Source organism: Pseudaquabacterium pictum (assembly GCF_005403045.1).
Lineage (GTDB): Bacteria > Pseudomonadota > Gammaproteobacteria > Burkholderiales > Burkholderiaceae_C > Pseudaquabacterium > Pseudaquabacterium pictum.
In genome coordinates this window covers 193,920-213,090 of record NZ_BJCL01000001.1, presented here as the reverse complement: position 1 = coordinate 213,090, position 19,171 = coordinate 193,920, and the positions used below count along the sequence as shown (strand labels likewise).

15 protein-coding genes are annotated in these 19,171 nt (G+C 74.1%); 7 read left to right on the top strand and 8 right to left on the bottom strand.

The window, feature by feature from the left end; all coding sequences use genetic code 11:
* Nucleotides 1–333: 333 nt before the first annotated feature.
* The gene (ggt, locus tag FFT10_RS00870) at nt 334–2,301 is read right to left on the bottom strand and encodes a gamma-glutamyltransferase (protein WP_137730878.1); all 1,968 of its coding nucleotides are present in this window, start codon (nt 2,299–2,301) and stop codon (nt 334–336) included.
* A gap of 165 nt (nt 2,302–2,466) precedes the next feature.
* Between ggt and dbpA the strand changes: the two genes are divergently transcribed.
* Nucleotides 2,467–3,879, top strand: a complete 1,413-nt coding sequence (gene dbpA / locus FFT10_RS00865; protein ID WP_137730877.1) for an ATP-dependent RNA helicase DbpA — start codon at nt 2,467–2,469, stop codon at nt 3,877–3,879.
* A 346-nt stretch (nt 3,880–4,225) separates the two neighbouring features.
* Here the strand turns inward: dbpA and FFT10_RS00860 are convergent, their stop codons facing one another.
* Entirely contained in the window at nt 4,226–5,782 is a 1,557-nt protein-coding gene (locus FFT10_RS00860) for a Y-family DNA polymerase (RefSeq protein WP_137730876.1), read from the bottom strand.
* A gap of 26 nt (nt 5,783–5,808) precedes the next feature.
* Nucleotides 5,809–6,870, bottom strand: a complete 1,062-nt coding sequence (locus tag FFT10_RS27975; protein ID WP_373282447.1) for a hypothetical protein — start codon at nt 6,868–6,870, stop codon at nt 5,809–5,811.
* A 120-nt stretch (nt 6,871–6,990) separates the two neighbouring features.
* Between FFT10_RS27975 and msbA the strand changes: the two genes are divergently transcribed.
* From msbA to FFT10_RS00840, 3 genes are read left to right on the top strand one after another with little or no spacing between them, the layout of a single operon-like run.
* Nucleotides 6,991–8,727, top strand: coding sequence for a lipid A export permease/ATP-binding protein MsbA (gene msbA, locus FFT10_RS00850; protein WP_137730875.1), 1,737 nt, complete (start codon nt 6,991–6,993; stop codon nt 8,725–8,727).
* 12 nt (nt 8,728–8,739) lie between these two features.
* Entirely contained in the window at nt 8,740–9,333 is a 594-nt protein-coding gene (locus FFT10_RS00845) for a peroxidase-related enzyme (RefSeq protein WP_137730874.1), read from the top strand.
* Between the two features lie 6 nt (nt 9,334–9,339).
* Complete coding sequence (locus tag FFT10_RS00840) at nt 9,340–10,197, top strand: aldo/keto reductase (RefSeq protein ID WP_137730873.1); 858 nt, start codon at nt 9,340–9,342, stop codon at nt 10,195–10,197.
* 27 nt (nt 10,198–10,224) lie between these two features.
* On the opposite strand, the gene FFT10_RS00835 is transcribed toward FFT10_RS00840, so the two are convergent.
* Nucleotides 10,225–11,415 (bottom strand): MFS transporter, encoded by a 1,191-nt coding sequence (locus FFT10_RS00835; RefSeq protein ID WP_137730872.1) that lies wholly within the window; start codon nt 11,413–11,415, stop codon nt 10,225–10,227.
* A gap of 278 nt (nt 11,416–11,693) precedes the next feature.
* Between FFT10_RS00835 and FFT10_RS00830 the strand changes: the two genes are divergently transcribed.
* Both FFT10_RS00830 and FFT10_RS00825 read left to right on the top strand, forming a co-directional pair.
* Nucleotides 11,694–12,344 carry a DUF3011 domain-containing protein gene (locus FFT10_RS00830; protein WP_162520666.1) on the top strand — a complete coding sequence of 217 codons (651 nt, stop codon included), beginning with the start codon at nt 11,694–11,696 and terminating at the stop codon, nt 12,342–12,344.
* A gap of 23 nt (nt 12,345–12,367) precedes the next feature.
* Nucleotides 12,368–13,258 (top strand): transporter substrate-binding domain-containing protein, encoded by an 891-nt coding sequence (locus FFT10_RS00825; protein WP_162520665.1) that lies wholly within the window; start codon nt 12,368–12,370, stop codon nt 13,256–13,258.
* Nucleotides 13,259–13,289: 31 nt separating this feature from the next.
* On the opposite strand, the gene FFT10_RS00820 is transcribed toward FFT10_RS00825, so the two are convergent.
* Both FFT10_RS00820 and FFT10_RS00815 read right to left on the bottom strand, forming a co-directional pair.
* Nucleotides 13,290–15,356: an ATP-binding protein gene (locus tag FFT10_RS00820; protein ID WP_162520664.1), complete on the bottom strand. Its 2,067-nt coding sequence runs from the start codon at nt 15,354–15,356 to the stop codon at nt 13,290–13,292.
* Nucleotides 15,357–15,418: 62 nt separating this feature from the next.
* Nucleotides 15,419–16,438 carry a helix-turn-helix transcriptional regulator gene (locus FFT10_RS00815; protein WP_137730868.1) on the bottom strand — a complete coding sequence of 340 codons (1,020 nt, stop codon included), beginning with the start codon at nt 16,436–16,438 and terminating at the stop codon, nt 15,419–15,421.
* 173 nt (nt 16,439–16,611) lie between these two features.
* Between FFT10_RS00815 and FFT10_RS00810 the strand changes: the two genes are divergently transcribed.
* Complete coding sequence (locus tag FFT10_RS00810) at nt 16,612–17,850, top strand: hypothetical protein (RefSeq protein WP_137730867.1); 1,239 nt, start codon at nt 16,612–16,614, stop codon at nt 17,848–17,850.
* Nucleotides 17,851–18,339: 489 nt separating this feature from the next.
* Here FFT10_RS00810 and FFT10_RS00805 read toward each other — a convergent pair whose 3' ends face one another.
* Nucleotides 18,340–18,804, bottom strand: a complete 465-nt coding sequence (locus FFT10_RS00805; RefSeq protein WP_137730866.1) for a hypothetical protein — start codon at nt 18,802–18,804, stop codon at nt 18,340–18,342.
* Complete coding sequence (locus tag FFT10_RS00800) at nt 18,801–19,169, bottom strand: hypothetical protein (protein WP_137730865.1); 369 nt, start codon at nt 19,167–19,169, stop codon at nt 18,801–18,803. Before FFT10_RS00800 ends, FFT10_RS00805 begins: the two co-directional genes overlap by 4 nt.
* Between the last annotated feature and the right edge of the window lie 2 nt (nt 19,170–19,171).

Below are 19,171 nucleotides of genomic sequence, written 5' to 3'. Positions count from 1 at the left end.
GGCACGGTCGCGGCCCTGCCACCGGACCGCACGCAGTCGGCCGGCGCGCAGCCGCACCCAGGCCGCAGCGGCCGGTGCAGCCTGTCGGCAGGCATGCTGGAGTCGTGCGAGGACGCGCGGCAGTCTCAATGGCACAGGGGATCCCGACGATGTCAGATCGACCCGTCGGATTCTGTGGAGGACCACGCTGCGGCATCCCCGGATCAGCCGGGTGCCAGGCGGCCTGTTCCTGCTGCCGTTCGCCGATGCGCTGCACCGCGTCGTTGCGGGCCTGGTCCCAGCGGCCGCCGGCGCGCCACCCGGCTGGAGGCCGGTGGCGCGCGCGGGGCGCGGTCAGTAGCCGTCGCCGAGCACCAGACCCTCGCGCCGCGGATCGGCGCCGCCGGCCCAGGCCGGCAGGCCGTTGTCGCGGCTGGTGCGCACGATGGTGCTGGTGCCGCTGCTCTGCGCCACCACGCTGACGGTGTGGCCCAGCGCGCGCAGGCCGGTCACCAGGGCGTCGTCGTTGCCGCTGTTGGCGGTGTTGAGGTTCGGATGCTCGCCGCCCAGGCCGGTGGTGGGCCCGTTGCTGGAGCCGAAATTCATCATCGACGTGGCCTGCTGGGCGTCCAGCCCCCAGTCGAGCACGCCGATGATGGTCTTGGCGACGTACTGGATGATGTTGCCGCCGCCCGGCGATCCGGTGGCCATCACCAGGTCGCCGGCCGAGCCGTCGGCTGCCTGCTTGAACACCAGCGTGGGCGCCATCGAGCTGCGCGGCCGCTTGCCCGGCTGCACCCGGTTGGCGATGGGCACGCCGGCACCGTCGGCCGGCGCGGCGTTGAAGTCGGTCAGCTGGTTGTTGAGGATGAAGCCGCGCACCATGCGCCAGGCGCCGAAGCCCGACTCCACCGTGGTCGTCATGCTGACCACGTTGCCCCACTTGTCGACGATGGTCATGTGGGTGGTGCCCGCCTCGACCGGCTGCACGCCGGTGCCCAGCGGCACCGGGCCCAGGTTGCCAGGCTGGGCCGTGCCCAGGCTGCTGTTGAAGCTGATCAGGTCGGCCCGGCTGCGCAGGTAGGGCTTGGCCAGCATCGCGTCCCAGCTGCCACCGGGCAGCGCCACGAAATCGGTGTCGGCGATGTACTTGTTGCGGTCGGCATAGGCCAGGCGGTTGGCCTCGGCCACCAGGTGCACGCCCAGCACCGTCGGCTTGCCACCGTAGATGTCGATGGCGGTGGGCCGGTGCTGCGCCAGATCGAAGTTCTCCAGGATGCCCAGGGTCTGGGCGACCGTGATGCCGCCCGACGACGGCGGGCCCATGCCGCAGACCACATGGGCCCGGTAGGTGGTGCACACCGCCGGGCGCTGCTTGGCCTGGTAGCCGGCCAGGTCGGCCAGGGTGGTGGCGCCCGGGGTCAGGGCCGCGCCATTGGCACCGGTGGTGGCATTGATCTCGGCGACGATGTCCTGGGCGATGGGACCGGTGTAGAACGCATCGGCCCCGCCGGCAGCGATGGCGCGCAGCGTGTCGGCATAGGCCGGCAGCGTGAAGGTGGTGCCCAGGGCCTTGGGCGTGCCGTCGGCATTGAAGTACGCGGCCATCGCGTCGGCATCGCGCTGGAAGTTGGCACCGGCGCCGGCGATGGCATCGGCCATGCGGCCGCTGATCTTGAAGCCGTTGGTGGCCAGGTCGATGCCGGGCTGGAACAGGCCGGCCCAGGGCAGCTTGCCATGTGCGTCATGGGCCAGGGCCAGCATGCGCACCGCGCCGGGCGTGCCGATGGAGCGGCCGCTGGCACGCGCGCTGGGCAGCGGCGTGGTGCGCGTGTCGCTGCTGATCCAGCGCAGGTAGTCCTCGGTGGCGCCGGCCGGCGCGGTCTCGCGGCCGTCGTAGCTGACCACGGTCTTGCTGGCGGCGTCATAGTGGAGCATGAAGGCGCCGCCGCCCAGGCCGCTGCTCTGCGGTTCGACCAGGCCCAGCACCATCTGCACCGCCACCGCGGCATCCACCGCGCTGCCGCCGTTCTTCAGCACCTCGCAGCCGGCCTTGCTGGCCAGCGGGTTGGCGGTGACGACCATGTAGCTCTTGGTCTGCACCACCGTCTTGCCGGTGCGGTAGCCCGACGACGGCTCCGGCGCGGCCGGATCGCCCGCCGCGCCCGAGCCCACCACCACCGAGCCATCGGCGGTGGTGGTCTGGCAGGCAGCCAGCTGTTCTTCCTCGGCCACGCCACCACCGCAACCGGCGGCCAGCAGCGCCAGCGCGCTCACCCAGACTGTCAGCGACGCGGCGCGCCAACCCTCGAATCGACCCATGCAGAACTCCTTGTTGTGGAATGGCCTGCCCGCCGATGCGGGCGGCCTGCCGCAGACCATAGCGAGTTGCGCGCCAGCCTGTGCTGCGGGTTAACGCGGGTGGGCGCCCCGTGCTGGTGCAGCCCGCCTGGGCAGGCCTGCAGTGGCCATGGCCGACAATCGTGCATGACCGATTCCGCTTCCCCCGCCGGCCCGACCGGGCCGGCCTTCGCCCAGCTGCCGCTGTCGCCGGCCATGCTGGCCAACCTGCAGGCCCTGGGCTACCTGGCAATGACGCCGATCCAGGCCGCCGCCCTGCCACTGGCCCTGACCGGCCACGACCTGGTCGCGCAGGCCGCCACCGGCAGCGGCAAGACCGCCGCCTTCGCCCTGGCGCTGCTGCACCGGCTGGACATCGCCCGCCCGGAGGTGCAGGCCCTGGTGCTGTGCCCCACCCGCGAGCTGGCCGACCAGGTGGCGCAGGAGATCCGCCGCCTGGCCCGCGCCGACGGCAACACCAAGGTGCTGACGCTGTGCGGCGGCACGCCGATCAAGCCGCAGTCCGACAGCCTGGCGCATGGTGCGCACATCGTGGTGGGCACGCCCGGGCGCATCGTCGACCACCTGGCGCGCGGCAGCCTGCTGCTGGACGGCCTGGCCACGCTGGTGCTGGACGAGGCCGACCGCATGCTGGACATGGGCTTCGCCGAGGACATCGCCACCATCGGCAGCCGCTGCCCGAAGGCGCGCCAGACGCTGCTGTTCTCGGCCACCTACCCCGAGGGCCTGGCGCAGATCAGCCGCCGTTTCCTGCGCGACCCGCAGGAGGTGACGCTGGCGGCCCAGCCCAGCGCCAGCAAGATCCGCCAGCGCTTCTACGAGGTGACCGAGGACCAGCGCCTGCACGCCGTGGGCCTGCTGCTGAACCACTGGCGGCCCGAGCGCACGCTGGCCTTCTGCAACACCAAGGTGCAGTGCCGCGACCTGGTGGCGGTGCTGCAGGCCCAGGGCGTGGCCGCGCTGGCGCTGCACGGCGACCTGGAGCAGCGCGACCGCGACCAGGTGCTGATCCAGTTCGCCAACCGCAGCTGCCCGGTGCTGGTGGCCACTGACGTGGCCGCCCGCGGGCTGGACATCGTCGGCCTGGAGGCGGTGATCAACGTGGAGGTGACGCCCGATGCCGAGCAGCATGTGCACCGGGTGGGCCGCACCGGCCGGGCCGATGCCGACGGCTGGGCCTTCAGCCTGGCCAGCCTGGACGAGATGGGCCGGGTCGGTCGCATCGAGCAGCTGCAGGGCCGGGCCTTCGAGTGGTTTCCGCTGGACGGCCTGACGCCCACCGGCAGCGGCCCGCTGCGCGCGCCGATGGTGACGCTGCAGATCCTGGGCGGCCGCAAGGAGAAGATCCGCCGCGGCGATGTGCTGGGCGCGCTGACCGGCGACGGCGGGCTGCCGGCAGCGGCCATCGGCAAGATCGACATCAACGACTTCTCCACCTACGTGGCGGTGGACCGTGCGATTGCGACCAAGGCGCTGAAGGCGCTGAACGAGGGCAAGGTGAAGGGCAAGAAGGTGAAGGCGCGGGTGCTGGAGGGGTGATGGTCGGGTTGGGGCTCTCTGCGGACATCCATTGATCTGCGCGAGGCCGAGGCCAGCGGGCAACTGGCCGACTCCGTGTCCCCCCGGGCCTGCCGGCCCTCCTTCCTCTTACCTGCGTCGGCCAGTCACCCACTGTCCTCGTCCAGCCACCATCACCGCATGCAGCGCGTATCTCGGTGGCGCCTGAGCGCCGGGCCGGGAGGGCCTGTTTTGCGGAGGTAGAGGCGGAGTCCTATTCGCCGCTTGCGGCGTGTAGAACGGGGGACATGGAGCAAAACAGGCCCTCCCGGCCCGGCGCGATCGCGCAGAACCAAACGTCCGCCAAGAGCCCACATCAGACAGATGCTCAGGCAAACAGCCCCTGCAGGAACCACCCGGGCTCACCGGCCGCCACCGGCAGCCGGCTGCGATAGATCCACACCAGGGCGCCGTCGGCGGCCTGGGCGATGAAGTAGTCGCGCAGCACCAGGTCGCCGTCCCACCAGCCGCATTCCAGCCGCTCGGGCCCGGCCAGCAGTTGCAGCGGCCGACCATCCAGCAACGGCAGGCTGTCGCGCTCGCACAGCACCTGGGGCTGGGGCAGCAGCCACAGCGGCTGGGTGCCCAGCGTGTGCACGCCGGCCTGCACATCCACACCACCGGGCAGCGCAGCGCCCAGCCGGGCCGGGTCGGCCGGCTGCCAGCAGGTGCCGCGTTCGGGCCGGTAGTCGGCCACCGGCGACAGGCACTGCACCTGGGCGGTGCCCAGCCGGGCCTGCAGCCGCTCGACCAGCCGGGCCAGACCGTCGCGCTGGCTGTCGGGGCTGGCGAACTGGGCGCCGAACAGCTCGGCATTCGGCGGCGCGGCATCCACCCGCGCATCGCAGTGCAGGCTGAGTTCCAGCGCCGGCGCCGGCAGCGGCAGCCTGCCCAGGCGCTCGGCCAGCAGGCTGTGCAGGTGCGCGGCATCGGCCGACGGCAGCGCCGGGGCGATCTCCAGCGGCGTGTGGGTGGGGCTGGTGCTGTCGCTGCGGTGGCGCGGTTCATGGTGCATCACCAGCCGGAAGTGCGCCACGCAGCCCTGGCTGGCCTGCACCCAGGCCACCAGCCGCGCCAGCAGCACCTGGGCACCGGCCAGCACCTGGGCGCTGGTGTCGGCGCGGTGCATCAGCTCCAGCCGGCTGGCAAAGCGCGGCGGCAGCGTCAGCCAGGCATGGGCCTCGGGCAGATGCCCGCGGGCCTGGTCGATGCGCGCGAGCAGGCCGGCGCCGAAGCGGCGCGCCAGGCCATCACGCGGCAGGCGGCGCAGGTCGGCCAGGCGGTGCAGGCCCATGCCGGCCAGGGCCTGCAGCTGGCCGGCGTCGGCGACCAGCAGGTGCAGCGGCAGGCGGTCGAGCAGGTGCTGCAGGGCTTCGCGGCCCTGCACATGCGTGCCCTGCTCCAGCCCGCTGCGCCAGCCGGCCAGCAGGGCCGCGCCCAGCGCGGTGGGCGCGCAGGCGATGCGCAGCTGGTGGCCCAGCGGCGCCAGCGCCGCGCGCAGCGTCTCCAAGAGCCGCGGCAGGCCGCCCCAGTAGCGCAGGCAGCTCTGCACCTCCAGCCGCACGCCCACCAGCGCGGCGGGGGTGTCGTCGTTGGCGGCCGGCAGCCAGGCCACCGACGGGCTGAAGCCCAGCGCCACATCGGCCACCGCGCGCAGCGCACGGGCATCGCGCCGGGCATCGGCCTGGCCCAGCTGCAGATCGGGCGCCAGCGCCAGCGCGGTGGCGCGCTGCATGCCCACCTGCACGCCCCGCGCCAGCGCGGCGGCATCGGCATGCTGCACCCGGTGGTCGGCGATCAGCACGGCCGGGCGGGCATCGGCCGGCGCGCCGGCTCGCCATGATTCCAGCGAAAGCGCCGGCAGGTGCAGGGCCACCCACAGCATGGTGAACGACGGATCCGATCGGCACGCTAGCGCGGGATCGATGCCAGGCCCTGGCTGAGCTGCTGCGCCTCGGCCTGCGCCTGCAGCTGGGCCTGCAGATGCGCTGGCAGCACCGGCGGCAGCGCCAGGCGCAGCGGCTGGGTGGCCTGCGGGCCGCGGCGCTTGAGCAGGCGCAGCGTCAGGTGGTCGGCGCCGGCGGGCTGCAGCAGCAGGCGCAGCGGCGCCGGGCTGGGCCGGCCGCGGGCCAGGGCATCGCGGAACAGGAACACCGGCCCGGCCTGGGCCTGGGCAGCCAGCTGCAGCCGGCGCAGCGCATCGGCCCGCAGGTTGACCGGCAGCCAGGCCAGCACCGCGCCCACCTGGCCGCTCTTGAGCGCCTGCTCCAGCGCCCACAGCACATCGGCCCCCGGCAGCAGCGGCGCCAGCCGGCTGGCGCCACGCGGCACGCCGGGCGCCACGTCCGGCTGCCAGGCCAGCGGCGCCGCCGACGGCGCCCCGGGGCGGCCCTGGCTGCCGGGGCGTGAACGCACCACCAGCCAGTGCCGGCTGTCCAGCCCGCATTGGGCCAGCGCCCAGGCGCTCAGCGCCGCCGGCGGGTCGAACAGCATCACGCAGCGGGCCGCCTCGGCCGGCGCAGGCTGGCGCGCGGCCCGGCCCGACCGCGGTGCCGGGCTGGCCGCAGCCGGCGCCGGCGCCGCACGCAGCGGCGACAGCGCCGCCAGGGCCGGTGCCAGCAGGCGCAGCTCGCCGATGCCGGGCTGCGGCAGCAGCAGCTCGGTCAGCACGCCATGCGGCCAGCCGCCGCCAGGCAGCTCGGCATCCAGGCCGGCAAAGCCGCTGGGGCTGGTGGCCTGGGCGCCGCCACCCAGCTGGCTGGCCCGCCACACGGCCGGATGCAGCGCCAGATCGAGGCCGGGCGGCTCCTGGCTGGCCTCGTCGGGCAGCAGGCCCAGGCCGCGCAGCGGCACCGCCGACCCCGGCGCCTGCGGTGCCGGCGGCGCAGCCAGCGGCACCGCCCCGGCGGGCGCTGCCGGGGCAGCGTCCTGCAGGTCGTCGTCGAAATCGAACAGGGGCAGCGACAGGTTCACGGCAGAACTGTACGTTCATACAGTGTTGTCGGCAAGCGCCAGACTGCACGGTGCAGGCCCTGATAATCCGCCACCCCCGCGGCGCGCACCTTCCTGGCGCACCGCCGGCCCCACCGCCCCATGCCCAGCCTGCTGCAGCGCTTCGCCCGCATCACCCCCTACTTCCGCCACAGCCGCCTGGCCGTGGGCGTGGCCTTCCTGGCGTCGCTGGTGGGGGCGCTGACCGAGCCGCTGATCCCGGCCATGCTCAAGCCCCTGCTCGACCAGGGCTTCACCGCCGGCGCGCTGCCGCTGTGGCTGGTGCCGGTGGCCATCATCGGCGTGTTCGCGGTGCGGGGTGCGGCCGGCTTCGTGGCGCAGTACGCCCTGGCCTGGGCCGCCCACCGCGGCGTGCAGGATCTGCGCGAGGCGCTGTTCCAGCGCATCCTCACCGCCCAGCCGGCGATGTTCGCCCGCCATTCGGCCAGCAGCCTGACCAACACCCTGGTCTACGAGGTGCAGAACGGCGCGCTGCAGCTGGTGCAGTCGGTGCTGGTGCTGCTGAAGGATTCGCTGACCCTGGTGGCCCTGCTGGGCTACCTGCTGTGGCTGAACTGGAAGCTGACGCTGTTCGTCGGCGTGCTGTTTCCGGCGGTGGCGCTGCTGATGCGCGGCGTCAGCCGCCGCCTGCGCCGCCTGGCCCGCGAGGGCCAGGACGCCACCGACGGCCTGGCCTACGTGGTCGAGGAGAACGTGCTGGCCTGGCGCATCGTGCGGCTGCACGGCGCCGCACCGGCCCAGGCCAGCCGCTTCGAGCAGCATGCGCTGACGCTGCGCCGGGTGCTGCTGAAGGCCGCTGCCTCGGCCGGCGTGATGACGCCGCTGACCCAGCTGTTCACCGCGGTGGCGCTGTCGGCGGTGATCGTGGTGGCGCTGTGGCAGAGCAGCAGCACCGGCAGCACCGTGGGCGGCTTCGTCGCCTTCATCACCGCCATGCTGATGCTGGTGGCGCCGGTCAAGCACCTGGCCGACGTGATGGCGCCCATCACGCGCGGCCTGGCCGCCATCGAGCGCGGCATGGAGCTGCTCGACACCAGCCCGGCCGAGGTGGGCGGCAGCCACCAGGCCGGCGCCACCGCCACCCGCGCCCGCGGCCACCTGCAGCTGCAGGACGTGGTGCTGCGCTATGCCGGCGACCAGGCCCCGGCGCTGGACGGCCTGACGCTGGACGTGGCCGCCGGCGAGACGGTGGCCCTGGTGGGGCCGTCGGGTGCCGGCAAGTCGTCGCTGATCAACCTGCTGCCGCGCTTCGTGGCACCGACCAGCGGCCGCATCACGCTGGATGGCGTGGCCCTGGACGACTGGCAGATCGACGCGCTGCGCCGCCAGTTCGCCCTGGTCAGCCAGGACGTGGTGATGTTCAACGACAGCATCACCGCCAACGTGGCCCTGGGCACGGACGTGGATGCCGCCCGGGTGCGCGCGGCGCTGGCCGGCGCCAACCTGCTGGAGTTCGTCGACGGCCTGCCGCAGGGCGCCGACACGGTGATCGGCCACAACGGCAACCAGCTCTCGGGTGGCCAGCGCCAGCGCCTGGCCATCGCCCGCGCGCTGTACAAGGACGCGCCGATCCTGATCCTGGACGAGGCCACCTCGGCGCTGGACAGCGAGAGCGAGCGCGCGGTGCAGACTGCGCTGGACGCGCTGATGCGCGGCCGCACCACGCTGATCATCGCCCACCGGCTGTCCACCATCGAGCATGCCGACCGCATCGTGGTGATGGAGGGCGGCCATGTCGCCGAGCAGGGCACGCATGCCGCCCTGCTGGCCGCCGGCGGGCTGTATGCACGCCTGCACGCCATGCAATTCCGCACCTGAAGGAGACGCACCATGACCACCCCCACCATCAGCCGCTACCCCGTGCCCGAGCTCGCCAACCTGCCCGACGACCTGCGCGAGCGCATCCTCGCGGTGCAGGAGAAGGCCGGCTTCGTGCCCAACGTGTTCCTGGCGCTGGCCCACCGGCCGGCCGAGTGGCGCGCCTTCATGGCCTACCACGACGCCCTGCTGCTGAAAGAGACCGGCAACCTCACCAAGGGCGAGCGGGAGATGATCATCGTCGCCACCTCGGCGGCCAACCAGTGCCTGTACTGCGTGGTGGCGCACGGCGCCATCCTGCGCATCTACGAGAAGAAGCCGCTGATCGCCGACCAGCTGGCCACCAACTACCGCAAGGCCGACACCACGCCGCGCCAGCGGGCGATGCTCGACTTCGCGATGAAGGTCTGCCTGCGGTCGGCCGAAATCGACGAGGCCGACTTCGCCGCCCTGCGCGCCCACGGCTTCGACGACGAGGACATCTGGGACATCGGCGCCATCACCGCCTTCTTCGGCCTCAGCAACCGCATGGCCAACCTGACCGGCATGCGGCCGAATGACGAGTTCTTCCTGATGGGGCGCCAGCCCCGGCCGCCCAAGGCCTGAGCGCCGGTGCCCGCGGCTGCGCTGCCCAACCCGGCCGGGCTGTCGCCGGTCATCGCCGGGGCCTGGCGGCTGGCCGAGTGGCAGTGGACGGCCGAGCAGCGCCTGGCCTGGATCGAGGCCAACCTCGACATCGGCGTGACCAGCTTCGACCATGCGGATGCCGATGGCAGCCACAGCGTGGCCCGGCTGCTCGGCGAAGCCCTGGCCCTGCGGCCGGGCCTGCGCCAGCGCGTGCAACTGGTGGGCACCTGCCACCTGGGTGCAGCCGCCACTGCCGCGGCCGACCTGCGCGCGGCGGTCGACGCCATGCTGCGGGCCCTGCAGACCGACCACCTGGACCTGCTGCTGATCCAGCCAGCGGCCACCCTGCCCGACCCGGACCTGCTGGCCGCAGCGGTGGCCGGCCTGCGCCAGGCCGGCAAGCTGCGCCACGCCGGGCTGGCCAACGCCACCGCGCCGCAGGTGGCGGCGCTGCACGCCCGGCTGCCGCTGGCCACCCACCAGGTGGCGCTGTCGCCGCTGCAGCGCCGCGCCCTGGACGACGGCCTGCTCGACCAGTGCCTGCAGCTGGGGCTGCGGCCGATGCTCTGGGCGCCGCTGGCCGGCGGCCGCATCTTCACCGGCCAGGATGCCGACGCCTGCCGGCTGCGCGCCGTGCTGGCGACGCAGGCCGCGGCGCTGGGCATCGCCGTCACCACGCTGGTGATCGCCTGGCTGCTGCACCACCCCAGCCGGCCGCTGCCCATCCTGGGCTCGCGCCGCATCGTGGTGGCGCAGCAGGCCCTGGCCGCCCTGCCCTTGCAGCTGGAGGCGGCCACCTGGTGGCAGATCTGGTCGGCGGCCAGCGGGCAAGCCGTGCCCTGATCCGCGGCACCGGGCCCGGCTTGCGGCTCAGGCCGCCCGCAGCGCCCGCCAGGCCAGCGGCAGCGCCGCCAGCGACACCAGCAGCCCCAGGCCGGCAGCAGCCGGCCAGCCACCCAGCTGCACGCAGGCCGCCATGGCCGGCGGTCCCAGCAGCGAGCCCGAGGCACCGCACTGCGCCAGCAGGCCATTGGCCCGCACCAGCTGGCCGGGGCCGGCCGCCAGCCGCGGCAGCAGCGCAAAGGTGAGGCTGGCGAACACGCCGCCCAGCATGTTCAGCAGCACCGCCAGGCCGATGGCCAGCGCCGGCTGCGGCGCATTGGTGAACACGCCGAACAGCAGCAGCGGCGGCAGGCCCAGCGACAGCAGCACCGGCCCGCGCAGCCCCGTGCCATGGCGCAGCAACAGCGCCGCCGACGCGCTGCCGCCCACTGCCGCCAGCGCCGCCAGGCCGGTCCACTGGCCAGCTGCCGCGGCGCTGAGCCCGGCCTGCTGCACCAGCAGCGTGGGCAGCAGGCCGAGCATGCCCACCTCGAACAGGGCAAAACCGCCGAAGGCCAGGGCCAGGCACCAGAGTGCCGGCGTCAGCGCGGGCGGCGATGCGGGCGGCGGATCGGCGGTCACGCTGCCGCCATCGGCTGGCAGGCGTGATCGCCAGAGCACGGCCCACAGCAGCAGCGCCACCCCGCCGCCCAGCGCCACGGCACCGCGCCAGCCCAGCCAGACGGCAGCGCCCGCACTGCCCCAGGCACCCAGGGCCATGCCCACCGGCACGAAGGTGCTCCACAGCGTCAGCGCCAGTCCCTGGGTGCGGGCGCCGGCGGCACCGCCGGTGCGGGCGGCATGGCGCGCGATGAGCACCGGCGCGCTGACGATCACGCCCAGGTAGCCCACGGCCTCCAGCAACCGCCAGCCGAACAGGCCGACGGCGCCCTGCGCCAGCGCGCCACCCAGGCCGGCCAGCGCCAGCGCGCCCACGCCCCAGCGCAGGCAGCGCGCCAGCCCCAGCCGCTGGGCCAGCAGGCCGGCCACCGTGCCCAGCGTGGCACCGCCCAGCTCGATCAACGAGATGGCCAGCGCCACCAGCGGCAGGCCCAGGCCCAGCGCCGCGGCCACCAGCGGCGCCAGCGCCGACAGCTTGCCCAGCTGCGCCGCAGCCAGCAGGCCGCACAGGTACAGCAGCCCGACCAGCGGCCAGGGCGACGCACCCGGACGGCTCACTGCCGGGCGGCGGCTTGGTGGTGCCGCGGGTCAGGCTGGATCTGCAGGGGCAATCTCTGGTCGTGCCATCGGGTGACGCCGGCATGGCGGGCGAATTGGCATTGCGTGGCGCGGCGGACGGGGGTCATGGCCGGCAGCTTAAGGGCCATCGTCACCACGTCGGCCGGGCATGGCGGCGGCATCTGCGCTGCAGCAACCGTGACCGCGCCGCAAGAGTGTTAGCGTTGCAACTGCCGCGCCGCGGTGCGGCTGCCGACCGACCTTCGACGGAGTCCTCCATGCAACCTCGACCGCTGTCGCGCGCCGTGGCGCCGCTGATCTGTCTGGCCCTGGTGGCCGGGCCCTTGCCCGCCAATGCGAACCAGACCATCCGCTGCGAGAGCTACAACAACGGCTACAACTTCTGCTCGGCCAACACCGACAACCGGGTGGAACTGGTGCGCCAGATCTCCAACACCGACTGCCGGGAGAACCGCAACTGGGGCTACTCGCGCTCCGGCGTGTGGGTCAACCGCGGCTGCGGGGCGGATTTCCGCGTCGGCCGCGGCTCGGGCAGCAACGACAAGGCCGCTGCCGCGGCGGTGGTCGGCCTGATCGGACTGGCCGCCATCGCGGCGGCTGCCAACAACCAGAACAAGCATGCGCAGGAGGATGTCGGCGCCTGGTCGGTCGGCAGCTTCAGCGGCTACGACGAGCGCGAGGGTGTCGACGTGACGCTACGCATCCTGCCCGGCGGTGCGGTCTCCGGCCGCGCCGGCCGCAACGAGTTCTCCGGCAGCCTGGACGGCAACCGGCTGCAGGCTGGCCGCCAGCAGTTCCGCATTTCCCGCTCGGGCAGCGGCTTCGTCGCCGTGGACGAGCGCGACTCGGGCCACCGCGTCGTCTTCCAGCGCAGCTACGAGCGCCACTACGACGGCGGAGGCTACTGATGCGCAACCCGATCCAACACCCCATGCGCACCCTCCGTTCCAGCCTGCTGGCCGCCGTGCTGGCCACCGGCCTGGCCGCACCCGGCTGGGCCCAGACCCCGGCCACGCCCGCATCGCCGGGCAGCGGCTTCGCCGACCCGTCCCGCCCCGCACTGCGCGCGCCGCCACCGGAAGCCGGCCTGGTCTGGCGCGGCCCGGCGGTCGACACCCTGGCCACCGTGCGCCAGCGCGGCCTGCTGCGGGTGTGCGTGGTGCCGGTCGACCCGATGGTGATGAACGACGGCAAGGGCGGCTTCGCCGGCTACAGCGTCGACCTGTCGCGCAAGCTGGCGCAGGACCTGGGCCTGGAGATCGAGTTCGTGCCCTCGTCCTGGGGCCTGGTGGTCAGCGACCTGGTCGACCGGGCCTGCGACCTGATCGCCAGCGGCCTGTGGATGACGGTGACCCGCGCCATGGCCGTCAACTTCACCACCCCCACGGTGCACGACGGCGTCTACCTCGTCGCCAGCCAGGCCAAGGCACCGGGCAAGACGGCGCTGGCCGATTTCGACCAGCCCGGGATGGCGGTGGCGGTGTATGCCGGCACGCCGCAGGAGGCGCTGGCGCGCAAGCTGCTGCCCAAGTCCCGGCTGATCGCCACCAGCGACGACCCGCTGCAGCTGGTGCTGCAGGGCCAGGCCCAGGCCGCGCTGGCGCCCACGCTGTCGCCGCAGGCGCTGCTGCAGGCGGCCCCCGGCCAGCTCTACCTGCCGCGCAACACGCCGCTGGCCAGCACGGCCGCGGCGATGGCGGTGCGCAAGGGCGACCCGGACTTCCTGGCCTTCCTGAACACCTGGCTGGCGCTGCAGCGCGACAGCGGCTGGCTGGAGGAGCGGGTGCTGTTCTGGTCGGACAGCAGCCGGTGGCCGAAGTGAGCGGCCGGCGCGGCGGGCATGGCGCCGCCGCTCAGGCCGGCGCCGGGTCCAGCGTGAACTCGGCCACCGTGCCCACGCCGGGCGCGCTGCGCAGGCGCACAGCGCCGCCATGGTGCTCGACGATGCGGCGCACCAGGCTCAGGCCCACGCCGCTGCCCTCGAACCGGCTGCCTTCGTGCAGGCGCTGGAAGGGGGTGAACAGCCTGCCGGCAGCGGCCATGTCGAAGCCCACGCCGTTGTCCGCCACCCGGTACCAGGTGCCGCGGTCATCCTGGTGGCTGCTGACGGCCACCTTGGCCGGATCCCGCCCGTCGCTGTACTTGGCGGCATTGCCCAGCAGGTTCTGCCAGACCTGGGCCACCAGATCGGGGTCGCCCTGGGCCGGCGGCAGCACGTCGACACGGAACTCCATCCGCCGGTCGGCCAGCTGGGGCTGCAGCAGGGCCCAGGTGTCCTCGGCCAGGCGCACCATGTCCAGCGGCTGGCGCTGCAGCGGTTGCTGGTCCACCCGGGCCAGGCGGCCCAGCGCGTCGATCATCGCCGTCATGCGCCGGGCCGCCGCGGCCATGCGCTGGGCATGCACCATCGCCTCCTGCACATGGCCTGCGCGCAGCCGCTGCTGCAGCAGGCCCAGGTAGCCCTGCACCGCATTCAGCGGCGTCTTCAGATCGTGCGAGACCGCGCGGGTGAAGGTCTGCAGCCGGTCCTCGGCCTCGGTCTGGCGCACCTGGGCGGCCTGCAGTTCATGGCGGGCCAGGTTCAGCTGACCGGCCAGGCTGTCATAGCCCTGGCGCAGCAGCGCATCGCGGGCCAGCTGCTCGGTGATGTCGCGCAGCAGGCAGAACACATGCGGCCGGTCGCCCACCGGCAGCACATCGGCGCTGACCAGCGCATCGCGCGGCGAGCCGTCGGCACGCCGCAGGCGCAGCGGTGCCGCGTCCAGCCGCCCGTCGTCGGTCAGGCGCTGCACCAGCTGGCGCAGCGCCGCCGCATCGACCACGCCGTCCAGCGCATCCAGCGGCCGGCCGATCAGCGTGTCGGCCGGCAGGCCCAGCAGGTCCAGCAGGGCGGCGTTGGCATCGCGCACCACGCCGCTGTCGCGCTCGACCAGCAGCATGGCATCCGGATGCTGGGCAAAGCTGTGCAGCAGCAGGCGCTCGGCCTGCTGCAGCGCAGCCTCGGCCGCCTGGCGGCCCTGGCGCTCGGTGGCCACCCGGCGCCCGCGCCACCACAGGCCGGCACCCAGCACCAGGGCTGCACCAGCACCGGCGGCGGCCACCTGCCAGGTGCGGCTGCGCTGCGTCGCCAGGCCGCGGCTGAGCAGCTGGCGCTCGGCCAGCGCCTGGTGGCTGCTCAGCCAGCGGGTGCGCAGGGCCTCCAGTCGGCCGTCGGCCTCCAGCGCATCCAGGCCCTGCTGCAGCCGCGCCTGCAGGTCGGCGCGGCCCGGCGCCACCGCCAGCGCATAGGTCTGCAAGGGCAGGTTCAGCGCACTGGCGACGACATCGGGCGCGGCACCGGCGGCCAGCAGCGGGTCGGCATAGGCACGTGGCAGCAGGGCCACGTCGGCCATGCCTTGCTGCAGTGCGGCCAGCGCGGCGGCGGCATCGGCCTGCAGCAGGAACGGGCCCGGCAGGCCAGCCAGCCAGGTGCGCAGGGTGTGGCGCATCGGCTCGCTGTCCGGCACCGCGACGCGCAGGTTGGCCAGGCCGGTGAGGCCCTGCGGATCGGGCTGACCGCTGCGCCGGTACACCGCCAGCGCCGGCGTGGCATGGCCGCGGGTGAACAGCGCCCAGGCGCGCCGTTCGCTGGTGTCGACCATGCCGACCACGTCGACCTGGCCCGTGCGGAAGGCCCGCTCGGTCTGCGCCCAGGGCGCCAGGCGGATGTCGAACTCGACGCCGGCCAGCGGGCCCAGCGCCGCCAGCAGCGCGGTCTGGAAGCCCTGTGGCTGGCCGTCGGCGTCCAGCGACTCGAAGGGCGCGAAAGCCGCGTCGCCGCCGTAGCGCAGGCGCAGCGGCTGGGCCGCCACCCCGCCGGCGCCCAGGCACCAGCCCGCCCCCGCCAGCGCGGCACCCACCAGAAGACTGCGTTTGTTCATGTGGGGACGACCACGCGGCGGCATGACACGCCGGCATTGTCGGCCAGCCGGCGCCGGTGCGGTCAGGCTGCCGGCGCGGCGCCGCGGTAGACGGCCAGCGCCGCGGCCAGCCGCTGCTGCACCGCCGCGCACAGGCTGTCGGGCGCCAGCACCTGCACCTGCTCGCCCTGGCGCAGCAGGTCCATCACCAGCTCGGTCTCGTCGACGTAGGGCAGGCGCAGCTCCCAGCTGCCGTCGTCCAGCCAGCGGCCCTGCTGGTCGGGGTGCCATTCCTCGCGGCTGATCCAGGGCGCCGCCTGCGGGCTGAAGCGCAGCAGCGCCTGCTTCGGCGTGCCGCCGGCAAAGATGCCGTAGCCGCCGTCCATCTCGGCCTGCACCTGGCGCAGCGCGACATCCTTGGCGCGGGCGGGCAGCACGCGGGCTTCCTGCACGGCATCGAGCGCAAAACGCAGCAGCCGGTCGCGGCTGTGGCACCAGGCATCCAGGTACCAGGTGTTGCGGTAGTGCACCAGGCGCTGCGGCGAGACCTCGCGCTCGCCCACCTCGCCGCGGGCGCGGGTGAGGTAGCGCATGTGCAGGCGGCGGCGGCGCAGCAGGGCTTCACCCATGCGCTCGAAACAGTCGGGCGGCACCGGCCGGCGCAGCGCGCTGACGATCTTCACCCGCTTCATCAGCGCCTGCGCATCGCTGTCGCCGCCCGGGCCCAGCAGCTCGTGGATGCGGTCGAGCAGCGGCTGCAGATGGCGGCTGAGGGTGCCGTCGGCATCCAGCCCGGCCAGCAGCTGGTGGGCCATCAGCAGCGAGTACAGCTCGCGCTCGCTGAACCACAGGCCGGGCAGCTCATGCTTCTCGCCGCGCCAGGCCGGGGTGCCGCTGGCCCCGCCGGCCGGCATGTCGAAGCGGTAGCCGTTGCTGTCGCGGTCGTAGACGATGGGGGCGCCGAGCTGGTCGCGCAGGTATTCCAGGTCACGCTTCAGGGTGGCGGGCGACACCTCCAGCGATTCCAGCATCTGCGCGAAGCTGACGCTGCCGCGGTGGCGGATCAGCTGCTCGATCTTGTACAGGCGTGCGGTCTTGGTCATCGGCGCGGGGTGGGCGTGGGAGGCGGCAGTCTGCCACGTCGGTGGCTCACGGCGTGAGCCATCCCGCAGGTGCGGGGCTGTGCCGGCATCCGTTTGACTGGCTCATGCTGTGAGCCAGTGGTCGCAGAGACTGTGTTGGCCGGAATGTCCTGGCGCCACTTCCTGGAGACCCCATGGCCCAAGCCGCCTTCGAGTTCAGCCCCCTGGTGCCCACGGCCCTGCCCGCCGCCCTGCCCGGCACCACCCCCGCCGCAGCCGCCACGGCCACGCTGGATGCCTGCGGCTTCGCCATCGGCTGGGACCATGCCCACCACCGCGTCACGCCGCCGCTGGCCCATCTGAACGACCACAACCCGGTGGGCCAGGGCTGGGCGGCCGGCCGCGCGGCCTTCGGCGAGCGGCGGCTGCGCACCACCGCGGCAGTGCGCCAGTGGCTGGCGCTGCGGCTGCGGGCCTGGCAGGACGGCGCGGTGTTCGAGGACCAGCAGGTCAACCCGGCCTTCCTGGCCCGCATCGACGTGCCGCAGTGCCCGGTCACCCGCGCGCCGCTGCTGCTGGCCACCGGCGGCAGCGACGACGCCACCGTGGTGCGGCTGAACACCGCCGCCGCCTATGCCGCCGGCAACCTGGCGGTGCTCAGCCAGCAGGCGGCGCAGGCCTGGGGCCCGGGCGACTGGGCGGCGGCCCAGGCCCAGGCCGTGGCACTGGCCGACAGCGGCGGCCGCCACCTGGGACTGGATGCCGCCGCCTGGCAGCGCCTGGTGGTGCTGGCCAGCTTTGCCACGCCGCTGCCGCATGCCCAGGCGGCGCTGCTGCCGCTGCGGGTGCTGCCACCGAACCGGGTGCGGGTGATCAACCCGGTGCAGGCGCTGCAGGTGATGCTGACGCTGCAATTCAGCCAGGCCGGCTATGCCCGCCGCCTGCTCGGGCTGTCGGCCCTGGTGCCGGGCAGCGAGGCCCGCCAGGCCTTCCAGATCTTCATGCACACCCTGCTGGCGCGCCGGCTGGCGGTGGGGCCGCAGCCGACGCCACAGCAGCTGCGCCAGGCCATGGAGGACACCTGGGGTGATGTGCTGGTGCAGCGGCGCTGGCAGCGCCTGGCCAGCCGCCTGGGTGCGGCGGATTGCGAATTGCTGCTGCAGCGCGCCAGCCAGCGCGGCCTGGTGGTGGGTGGTGGCCGCTGGTTGAGCGCCGATGCCGCCACCGACGGCTGGGCGCTGGCCGCGCCGGCGCAGGCCGACGGCGTGCGCCGACAGTCCCCTTTGGTGGCGGGGCGCCGGCCGGCGGCTGCTCAGGCCACCGCAGCCGGCGTGCCGCCGGCGCTGGTGGCCAGGCCGGGCAGCGCCCGCAGGCGCGGCTCGCAGAAGGCCGCCAGCTGCGCCGGGCTGACCGACTGCAGCTCACGCCAGTAATGCCGGGCGGCGCCGACGTGGGTGGCCAGGCATTCCAGCACGGCCACGCCGGGGTCGAACTGGCACAGCACGTTGACGCCACGCCACAGCGCCGCGGTCGGCTGCTGGCAGTCGCCAGCCACCGCCATCGCGCTGGCGATGCTCTGCAGCATCACGTCGACCCGCCACTGGGCGCGCCAGTGCGCCGGCTCCAGCAGGCGGTTGTCGCCGCCCTTGTAGGCCAGGCACAGCAGGCCGTCGCCATGCGCCAGCACCGCATCCGGCTGGGCCAGCAGCCCACCGGCCCGGTAGCTGCGGCGCTGGCCCTCGGGCGCCAGCAGGCGCGGCGGCTGGTGTCGCAGGATGGGCAGCTGGCGGGCGACGAAGTCGGGGCGGGCGTCGACGTCGGCCGGGTCGAAGAAGAAGGCGCGCACACGCACGCCCAGCACATCGGCTTCGTCGTGCCAGGGCAAGGGCTCGGAGGGCGTGGGGGTCATCGGCGGGCCGGGGTCAGAGGGCGGCAGTCAGGCGTGGCGGCAGGGCGGCGCTGGCCCCGGAGGCCGGCGTGGCCGCACCCGGCGCGGTCGGCAGCACGCGGGTCTCGGGGCTGGGTGGTGCAATCGGTGTGGCGCCGGGGTGCCGTGGTGCGGCCAGCGCCGGCATGGCCGGGGTGGTGGCCGGCGGCAGGTCGGCCGCCGCGCCGGGCGGCCCGACCTGCACATGGGCCGTCCACAACGCGGCACCCAGCCCCAGGCCGACGACCAGCAGCTTCAGCGCACCCAGGCGCAGGGTGCCGGCCGTGGCACTGCCCACCGGCTGCGCGGGTGGCTGTGCGGCCGACGCACTGGCCATGTCGGCCAGCACCGCGGCGGGTGCGGCCGCCGTCTGTCCCAGGTCAACCGGCTCCATCAGCACCCAGCGCACGCCGCTGACACCCTGCGCAGTCAGCTGGCTGGCGATCTGCACATGGATCATGGTGTGCTGGCCTCGGCCACATCGGCCACCGGGACCGGAGCGGACACCACCGGCGCGGGCGCCGGCCGGCGGTCGGCAGCGCTGCCGGGCCGGGCATCGCGCTCGGCGGCGGCGCGGGCCAGCGTGGCACGCACCAAGCCGGCCAGCGCCTCGGGCGGCAGGGCCGCGGGCGCCGGCGCAGGCCGGCCGTGGAAGTGCAGGTGCAGGCCACCGCAGGCCAGGCCGGCCAGGAAGCCCCAGGCTGCGAAGCACTGTGCCACCCAGGTCGCCTGCGGGTGGCCGGCATACAGCGTCCAACCCACCGCGGCCAGCGCGCAGGCGCTGCTGGCACCCCCCATGCCCAGGGCCACCAGCAGCCTCAGCATGG

Coding starts and splice junctions, on each gene's coding strand:
- FFT10_RS00830 (WP_162520666.1), top strand. CDS start 11,694: ATGCAACCTCGACCGCTGTCGCGCGCCGTGGCGCCGCTGATCTGTCTG.
- FFT10_RS00815 (WP_137730868.1), bottom strand. CDS start 16,438: ATGACCAAGACCGCACGCCTGTACAAGATCGAGCAGCTGATCCGCCAC.
- msbA (WP_137730875.1), top strand. CDS start 6,991: ATGCCCAGCCTGCTGCAGCGCTTCGCCCGCATCACCCCCTACTTCCGC.
- FFT10_RS00825 (WP_162520665.1), top strand. CDS start 12,368: ATGCGCACCCTCCGTTCCAGCCTGCTGGCCGCCGTGCTGGCCACCGGC.
- FFT10_RS00800 (WP_137730865.1), bottom strand. CDS start 19,169: ATGCTGAGGCTGCTGGTGGCCCTGGGCATGGGGGGTGCCAGCAGCGCC.
- FFT10_RS00810 (WP_137730867.1), top strand. CDS start 16,612: ATGGCCCAAGCCGCCTTCGAGTTCAGCCCCCTGGTGCCCACGGCCCTG.
- ggt (WP_137730878.1), bottom strand. CDS start 2,301: ATGGGTCGATTCGAGGGTTGGCGCGCCGCGTCGCTGACAGTCTGGGTG.
- FFT10_RS00845 (WP_137730874.1), top strand. CDS start 8,740: ATGACCACCCCCACCATCAGCCGCTACCCCGTGCCCGAGCTCGCCAAC.
- dbpA (WP_137730877.1), top strand. CDS start 2,467: ATGACCGATTCCGCTTCCCCCGCCGGCCCGACCGGGCCGGCCTTCGCC.
- FFT10_RS00860 (WP_137730876.1), bottom strand. CDS start 5,782: ATGCTGTGGGTGGCCCTGCACCTGCCGGCGCTTTCGCTGGAATCATGG.
- FFT10_RS00805 (WP_137730866.1), bottom strand. CDS start 18,804: ATGATCCATGTGCAGATCGCCAGCCAGCTGACTGCGCAGGGTGTCAGC.
- FFT10_RS00820 (WP_162520664.1), bottom strand. CDS start 15,356: ATGAACAAACGCAGTCTTCTGGTGGGTGCCGCGCTGGCGGGGGCGGGC.